Origin of the sequence: Pseudobacter sp. (assembly GCF_051955275.1) — a bacterium.
Classification (GTDB): Bacteria; Bacteroidota; Bacteroidia; order Chitinophagales; family Chitinophagaceae; genus Pseudobacter.
The window spans coordinates 40064-48631 of record NZ_JBQCGW010000018.1 but is presented as its reverse complement, the minus strand read 5'-3'; the positions used below and the strand labels follow the sequence as shown (position 1 = coordinate 48631).

The following is an 8568-nucleotide window of genomic DNA, read 5'->3' as shown; positions in this document are numbered from 1 at the left end:
ACCACTAAAAAGCCATTGCAGGGCGCTCCTCATATTTCATTCACCGCGCAGACAGGAGTACAGACTCCCATTGGTTTGCTTGATCCATTACCGAGCTGGCAGTATGCTTACCTGTTGAATGAAGCCCTTGTCAACAGCGGACAGGCCCCGGTGTATACCAAACAGGATATAGAAGCCTATCGTACAGGCAATGATCCATACCGCTACCCGAATGTGAACTGGCAGGATGAAATGCTCAATAAGCATAGCATGCTGAGCCGTTATTCACTCAATATTTCCGGCGGTTCTTCTGTAGCCCGCTACCTGGTAGGGCTCAACTACACTGATCAGCAGGGGATGTTTAAAGAAGGAGGAAACAATTCCTACAGTACACTCCTGCAGTTAAAGCGCTACCTGATCAATACCAAAGTAGATGTGGATCTCACAAAGAACCTCAATATCTCATTGCAGATTTTCGGTCGTATACAGGATGGCAATCAGCCTGGAGCAGGGTACCAGAATCTTTATCAGAATATGCTCTTGTTACCAAACAATGCTTACCCGGTTCTCAATCCCAATGGAACATATGGTGGCACCACCAGGTATCAGACCAACCTGTATGCGCAACTGGCCAATTCAGGTTACCTGGTGAACAACGATAAAGAATTACTGTCTACTGTAGATCTTACTTACAAACTGGACAACTGGTTGCCTGGCCTTTGGGTAAAAGGAAAGGCCAATGTGTCCGTTCTCACATCCAGCATTATCAACCGGAGCAAGAAGTCGCCTGTTTACCAGATGAACATAAGTGGTAATGATACCAGCTATACCCGCTATGGAGAGATTTCCAACCAGGACAACCGGTTTGATATCACCAGCAGCGGTCAATCCTGGTTCTACCAGGCGCAGCTGGGGTATTCAAAGCAGCTGGGTGCTCATAATATAGAGGCGGTAACGCTGGTGGATCAGATGCAGACCACTTACAACTTTGACCTGCCTTCCAAATTCACCAATATTGCAGCGAAGGCTGCTTATAACTTCAATGAGAAGTATATGGCGGAAGCTGCGCTTACCTATAGTGGTTATGACCGTTTCAAACCCGGCAACCGTTTCTTCTTTTTTTATGCCGCCGGACTGGGATGGAATATGGCAAAGGAGAGTTTTATCAAAGACAATTTTCCCTGGCTCAATACTTTCAAGTGGCGCGTAAATTATGGTACCACGGGCAATGCCAATGTTGGTTACTTCACCTGGAGACCTGCTTACCAGGATCAGTTTCTGCCTTATGGTTATGGCACTACACATACTGCGCTCAATGGCGTAAATGAACGTCCATTGGTGAACCCGGATGCAGAACCGGAGAAGGCGCATAAATTCAATGCCGGGATCGACATTGCTGTACTCAACAACAGGCTTCAGTTCACTGCCGATTACTACAGGGATGAGTACTTTGATCTCATGCAGGTCCGTGGCAGAAGCATTGCCTTGATCGGGAACAGTTATCCCCTGGAAAATATCGGGCGTAACAGGTTTTCCGGCACTGAGCTTTCCCTTACCTGGCAGGATAATATCCGCAGCTTCAACTATTTCATCACGGCCAATGGAAGCCTTGCATCTTCCAGGATACTTTTCATGGATGAGATAGGACGCAGGTATGCCTGGAATGAACGCACGGGAAATATGCCGGGCGCCAACTACGGATATATTGCAGATGGATTTATCCAGACACAGCAGGAAGCGGAGCAGTCCGCCACTGTGGCCGGTTATACGCTTCAGCCCGGAGATATCAAATACCGTGATCTCAATGGCGATAATGTGATAGACCAGTTTGATGAAACCAATCTCGATGGAAACAAGCCAGTGATTTTCTATGGCCTCACTGCCGGCTTCCAGTACAAGGGTTTCAATTTCAGTGTGCTCTTCCAGGGTGTGCAGAACAGGATGATGTACCTCAACTCCTGGGAAACCGAATTTGAATTTGGCGCCATGAACCGGAATGGTACGCTCTTCAATCATCACCTGGGACGCTGGACCCCTGAAACAGCGGCTACTGCCACCTATCCCCGCCTTACCTACGGCTTGAATGCCAATAACCATATCGGCAATTCTTCTTTCTGGCGGCATTCGGGCGATTATATCCGCCTTAAGAATATCGAAATCGGTTATACATTACCGTTTGAATGGACCAGAAGGCTCAAGCTGGGTGGTGTACGCATCTTCGTGAATGCCCAGAACCTGGTTACATGGGCTGAATTTGAGCGTGGCGATCCTGAAGTGAGCGGAAAGGAATACCCTATGCAAAGAGTGATCAACACAGGTATCAATATCAAATTATAAGTAATACAACATATGGTTTGCCAATATAGAAAATATTCCATCCCTGCACTGGCGGCCTGTCTGCTGCTGGTGGCCGCCACAGGTTGCAGGAAGACCTGGGAAGATGTACCACTGGAACAATTCACCGGAGAATATGTATGGGATGTGGAAGACTCCCTGGGTGTTAAGGCCAGAGGTTTCCTTGTGGAGACCTATAAATACATGCCGGATGGATACAATCGTGTGGGTAATGACCTGCTGGATGCTGGCTCCGATGATGCCATCTCTTCCGCAACAGGCGCCACTGATGTGCAGAAGCTTGCAACCGGCAGTTTCTCTTCCATCAATTACCCCGAAGATCAATGGAACAATAATTACAGCCAGATCAGGAAGGGAAGCATCTTCCTGAATAATTTTGACCGGGTTCCGCTCAATATGAAAATGGCTGATGGCAGTTCTGCCAAAAAGGCCTGGCGGGCAGAAGCGAGGTTTCTTCGTGCGATCGCATATTTTGACCTTCTGAAAAGATATGGCGGTGTGCCAATCATGGGAGATAAAGTATACCAGGTGAGTGACGATATTTCACTCCCCCGGAACAGTTTTGAAGAAGTGGTGAACTATATAGCCGCAGAATGTGATAAGGTGGCGGACAGCGCATGGGCTGATCCCATTGAAGATTCAAAATGGGGTTATGTTACAAAGGGAGCGGCAATGGCCTTGAAAGCACGGGTGCTGCTGTATGCAGCCAGTCCTCTTTTCAATGGAGGCAATATAGAAGCATCCAATAAACTTACGGGCTATACCAGCTATAGTGCAGACAGATGGCGACTCGCCGCTGAGGCCAGTAAGGCACTTATCGCTTACAATAAATTTGGCCTGGAGTCCGATTTTAAAAAGCTGTTTATCACAGCCAGGAACAATGAAGTGATCTTTGCGAAGGTGAGTGGCCCCAATAAGAATGTGGAAACCAATAATGCTCCCATCGGTTATTCATCAGCGGTATCACTGGGACGTACCAGTCCAACACAGGAACTGGTGGATGCTTTCCCCATGGCAAATGGTTTGCCTGTCACCGATCCTTTGTCTGGATACGATCCGGCCTTCCCCTATGCCAACCGTGATCCACGCCTCACTTATACTATCTTCTTCAACGGGTCCCAATGGCTCAGCAGGAATGTGCAGACTTATGAAGGTGGTTTGGATAAACCCAATACCAATGTGCAGCAAACGCGTACCGGTTATTATATGCGCAAGTTCATGGGGGAATACGAAAGCCAGACCAACTACTCGGATATCCGCCACAACGTGGTGCTCTTCCGCTATGCAGAAGTGCTGTTGAATTTTGCCGAAGCGCAGAATGAATTTGCAGGTCCTGATGCGGACGTGTATAATGCCATAGAGTCTGTCCGTAGCCGTGCGGGCCTCAATCCTTTCCAATTGCCAGCTAATCTCACCAAAGAGCAGATGCGTGAACTGATCCGTAATGAACGCCGCGTGGAACTGGCTTTTGAAGAGCACCGTTTCTGGGACATCCGTCGCTGGAAGATGGCAGAACAGGTGATGAATGGCCCGCTTCATGGCATGCGTATTGACCTCAGCAGTGGTGGCGACAGAACATATACGCTTATTCCTGTACTGACTGCAAAGTTCCGGGCACCGGCCATGTATCTGGCCCCCATCAGGTATGAAGAAGTGGCCAGGAACCCCAATATGAAACAAAATCCCGGCTGGGAATAAACTAACCATTGCAACTAACGTTTATGAACAAGATCTCCATAGGGTTTATTTTGGGCATTTTACTGATGCCTGTGCTGGCACTGGCTCAGCGGACCGTCACAGGTGTGGTGAAGGACGATAACGGACCTGTAGCCAATGCCAGTATCACTGAAAAGGGCGGAGGCAGCAATGGTGTATCGGCCGGCACAGATGGCAGGTTCACTATCACGCTTCGCGGAAAGTCAAATACCCTGATTGTAACCAATGTGGGGTATGTGCAGCAGGAAGTCAGTGTGCGCGGCGTGAATAATATAGAAATCACATTACAGGCCAGCCGGAATTCCATGGAAGATGTGATTGTGGTTGGTTTCGGTAAAAAGCAACGGATCACCAATACGGGGTCAGTGAGTACCATCAAAGCGGAAGAGATCAGGCTGGTGCCAACGGCCAATGTGCAGAATGCACTGTCTGGAAGGCTGCCCGGTTTCTTTTCACAACAAAGATCGGGTCAGCCGGGAAGGGATGCCGCCGATTATTTCATCCGTGGTGTAAGTTCCCTCAATTCAGAAGGCAATAAACCCCTCATCATTGTTGATGATATAGAATACACGTATGTGCAGCTGGCGCAGATCAACGTGAATGAAATAGAAACTATTTCCATTCTGAAAGATGCCAGCACTACTGCTATCTACGGTATCAAAGGAGCCAACGGCGTACTGGTAGTAACTACCAGGCGCGGACAAACGGGAAAGCCACGCATCAATGTCCGGTCAGAAGCAGGCGCACAGATCCCTACTGTTAAACCGAAGTTCCTGAATGCTTATCAAACAGCCATGCTGGTAAATGAAGCACGCGCCAATGACGGGCTGCCGCTGCGTTTTACGCAACAGGATATAGAGCTCTTCAAAAGTGGCGGGGATCCATATGGTCATCCTGATGTGAACTGGTACAATGCCATCTTCCGGGACTACTCGTTGCAGGCCAATACCAATGTGGACATTTCCGGGGGCTCCAACACCGTGAAATACTTTACTTCATTTGGCGCCCTTACACAGAACGGCTCCATCAGGGATTTTTCCAAAGCAGGTGGAGAGAACCTGAATAACAACTACTTCTTCCGCCGTTTCAACTTCAGGACCAACCTGGATATCCAGGCCACGCGTAACCTGAGCATCCGGCTGGATGTAACGGGCCGTTTTGGTATGATCAATACGCCCAATACCAGCAATATCATGGAGGAGATCTATAATTTCGACAAGATCACTCCGTATGCGGCGCCCTTCCTCAATCCCAACGGCAGTTATGCGTATGCATACAATACAAAGGAGAACCTTCCCACTCTCAACAGCAGACTGGCACTCTCAGGATACACAAGAACCAAACAGAATGATCTGAATATTTTACTGGGGGGCACGCAGAAGCTTGACGAAATTACCCGCGGTCTCTCCCTCACCGGTCGCATTGCTTATGCAAGCACCTGGGATACCTGGCGTAAACTGCTGCGCGATCTCCCGCCCAGTTATCATTACGATGCGCTCACCGGCTCCTACAATATCGATCCACGCGGCCGTTACAGTATGCCTACCTATGCTGTGAGTGCGGGCAGTGATATTTCCGATAAGCGCGTAAACATTCAGGGCATCCTGAATTATGATCGTGTATTTGGTGATCACCAGCTACGCGGCATGGTACTCTTCAATCAGAACAGTTACACTTTCAAGGAAAGGGTGGCAGAAAACTTCAGGGGATACAGCCTTTCTGCCGGGTACAACTTCCAGCGGAAATACCTGCTGGACGTAAACCTGGGATACAACGGCTCCGACCGGTTTGAAAGCAGCAACCGCTATGGGCTTTTCCCTGCGGTATCAGCAGGCTGGAATATGGCCGCAGAGCCTTTCTTTGAGCGGATCTTTCCTGCTGTCAAATTATTCAAACTGCGTGCGGGTTATGGTATGGTAGGCTCAGATGCCGTTGACGGCAACAGGTATATCTATGAGCAGGTGTATATCCCGCAGGGTAACTATTCCTTTGGAGAAACACCAGGTATAAGCAACGGTATCCGTGAGGGCAGCCTGGGTAACAGCAATGTGACCTGGGAGAAAAAGAAATCGCAGAACTATGCCCTGGACGTGAATATGTGGAACGACAGGCTCTCGTTTACCATCGAGCATTTCCGTGATTTGCGTATTGATCAGCTGGTGTACCGCGGTTCTATCCCTAATGTACTGGGCATTGGTACCGCACCAGTGAACATTGGCCGTGTGCAGAACAGGGGATGGGAATTCATTGCTACTTACCAGGACAAGATCGGTAATGTGCAATTCAATATCACGCCCACTTTCTCTTATGCAAAAAATAAGGTGCTGTACAAGGATGAAGCTTCCACCCGTTATCCATGGCTGGCCGCTACCGGACACCCTATCAACCAGCCTTTCGGATACAAATGGATTGGATTCTACGAAAACCAGGCCGATATCGATAAAAGCGCCAGGCCCATCACCGGCACCGTTAAGCCCGGTGATCTCAAATACGCTGACCTCAACGGCGATAAGCTGATCGATCAGAATGATATGACAGCCATTGGCAAACCGAACCTGCATACAACCAACGTAGGCCTTACCATTGGTGTACGTTACAAGGGATTCAGCATGAATATGCTTTTCCAGGGTGCATATGATTACAGCTTCAGCATTGTGGGCAGTGGTATAGAACCTTTTAAAAGCCAGTTTCAGCCCATCCACTTGCAGCGGTGGACACCTGACAATACCAGCAATCCACTGTTCCCCCGCCTCACCACAGATGCAGGAAGTGTGAACAGTGGCAGCAATTACCTGTCTGATTTCTGGCTCATAGATGCACATTATATCAGGTTGAAAACGGTGGAGCTGGCTTACCAGCTGCCGGATAAATGGCTGCCACTGAAACTGAATAATGCAAGGATTTATCTCAGTGGTTACAATCTGTTCACCTGGACCAACTATAAAAAATACCAACAGGACCCGGAAGTGGCCAGTGGATCCATCGGAGATTCCTATCTGAATCAGCGCGTGGTAAATCTGGGTTTACAGATTGGGTTATAAGAAGATTAAAATAAGTACAATACATTAAAACAAAGGCTGCCGTATAGCGGTAGCCTTTGTTTTGTGGTACATATCAATATGCATATGAAGAACATCCTGAAAAAAACTTTCGTAGCACTGGCAACGCTGGGAACACTCAGCGCCCATGCACAGGTTGCTCCTTTCAAAAAGGGAGATCGCGTAGTGTTTGTTGGTAACAGTATTACTGATGGCGGGCATTATCATTCCTATATATGGTTGTATTATATGACGCGGTTCCCAAACCAGCGCATTGATGTGCTCAATGCGGGGATTGGCGGAGATGTGGCTGCAAATATCCTCGGACGTTTCGACGGAGATGTGGTAACAAAGAAACCAACTGTGATAGCGCTCACCTTCGGGATGAACGATACCCGGTATTTCGAGTACCTGAAACCGGACGCTGAAGAAATGGCTGCCAAAGCCGTACAGACCTCTTTTGAAAATTATCAGCAGATTGAAAAGAAACTGAAGGCATTGCCGGCGGTTCGTAAAATACTGATGAGCTCATCACCTTATGATGAAACCACAAAAGGTAAGGGCAACTACTATCCTGGCAAGAGCAAGGCCATGCTGCGTGTGGCAGAGTTCCAGGAAGCAGCTGCAAAAAAGAACAACTGGGAGTTCCTTGATTTCAACCGCCCGATGACGGCTATCAACGAAACATTCCAGAAAAAAGATACTGCTTTTACTATCTGTGGCGGCGACCGTGTACATCCCGGACAGGATGGACATATGGTGATGGCATATATTTTTTTAAAGAACCAGGGCTTTGCCAATAAAGAAGTAGCCGATGTAGTGGTGGATGCACAACTGAAAAAACTGCAACGGGCGGGCAACAGTACCGTTACAAAGCTGGTAGTGAATGATACAGCTATTCAGTTTGATTACCTGGCAAAGGCATTGCCTTATCCGCTCGATACCGTGCCACGCGGCTGGGGCGCTACCACCAGGCAGTCTGATGTGGTGAACCTGGTTCCGTTCACCAAAGAGTTCAACCGCGAAATGTTTACTGTAAAGGGATTGAAAGAAGACAGGCAATACCTGTTGCTGATCGATAAAGATACTGTGGGGACTTTCACCGGTGCGCAGTGGGCGGCTGGTGTGAACCTGGCAGAGATCAGCCGTACACCCCAATACCAGCAGGCTACTGCTGTGATGTTGCTGAATGAAGAGCGCTGGGAGCTGGAACGCAGGTTCCGTCAGCATGCCTGGGTAGAGTTCAATATTCTGAAAGAGCATGGCCGGCTATATAAAGATGATGTGGCTTCCATGGAATTATTGCAGGAGCTGGGTAAAGAAAACGGATGGATCAGGGGTAACCTCGACAGCTATTCCCGTTCCCGTGTGCCTGCCATCCGAGAAGCATGGCAGCGCCAGCTGGATGTACTCACCGGCACCATCTACCAGATCAATCAGCCAAAGAACAGGCATTGTGTGATCAGGCAGATCAACTAAG

General features: G+C 48.6%; 4 protein-coding genes. All 4 read left to right on the top strand.

Annotated elements, in window-relative coordinates:
* The coding region (locus tag ACTHMC_RS02240) for a SusC/RagA family TonB-linked outer membrane protein (RefSeq protein WP_440410447.1) at nucleotides 1–2316 on the top strand (2316 nt) is incomplete at its 5' end.
* 12 nt (nucleotides 2317–2328) lie between these two features.
* On the top strand, nucleotides 2329–4032 hold the full coding sequence (locus ACTHMC_RS02235; RefSeq protein ID WP_440410445.1) for a RagB/SusD family nutrient uptake outer membrane protein: 1704 nt from the start codon (nucleotides 2329–2331) through the stop codon (nucleotides 4030–4032).
* Nucleotides 4033–4055: 23 nt separating this feature from the next.
* Nucleotides 4056–7091 (top strand): SusC/RagA family TonB-linked outer membrane protein, encoded by a 3036-nt coding sequence (locus ACTHMC_RS02230; RefSeq protein WP_440410444.1) that lies wholly within the window; start codon nucleotides 4056–4058, stop codon nucleotides 7089–7091.
* An 84-nt stretch (nucleotides 7092–7175) separates the two neighbouring features.
* Nucleotides 7176–8567: an SGNH/GDSL hydrolase family protein gene (locus tag ACTHMC_RS02225; protein WP_440410443.1), complete on the top strand. Its 1392-nt coding sequence runs from the start codon at nucleotides 7176–7178 to the stop codon at nucleotides 8565–8567.
* Nucleotide 8568 lies beyond the last annotated feature (1 nt).

What these genes read in the sequence shown, in the direction of transcription:
- ACTHMC_RS02225 (WP_440410443.1), top strand. Translation starts at nt 7,176, where the DNA reads ATGAAGAACATCCTGAAAAAAACTTTCGTAGCACTGGCAACGCTGGGA.
- ACTHMC_RS02230 (WP_440410444.1), top strand. Translation starts at nt 4,056, where the DNA reads ATGAACAAGATCTCCATAGGGTTTATTTTGGGCATTTTACTGATGCCT.
- ACTHMC_RS02235 (WP_440410445.1), top strand. Translation starts at nt 2,329, where the DNA reads ATGGTTTGCCAATATAGAAAATATTCCATCCCTGCACTGGCGGCCTGT.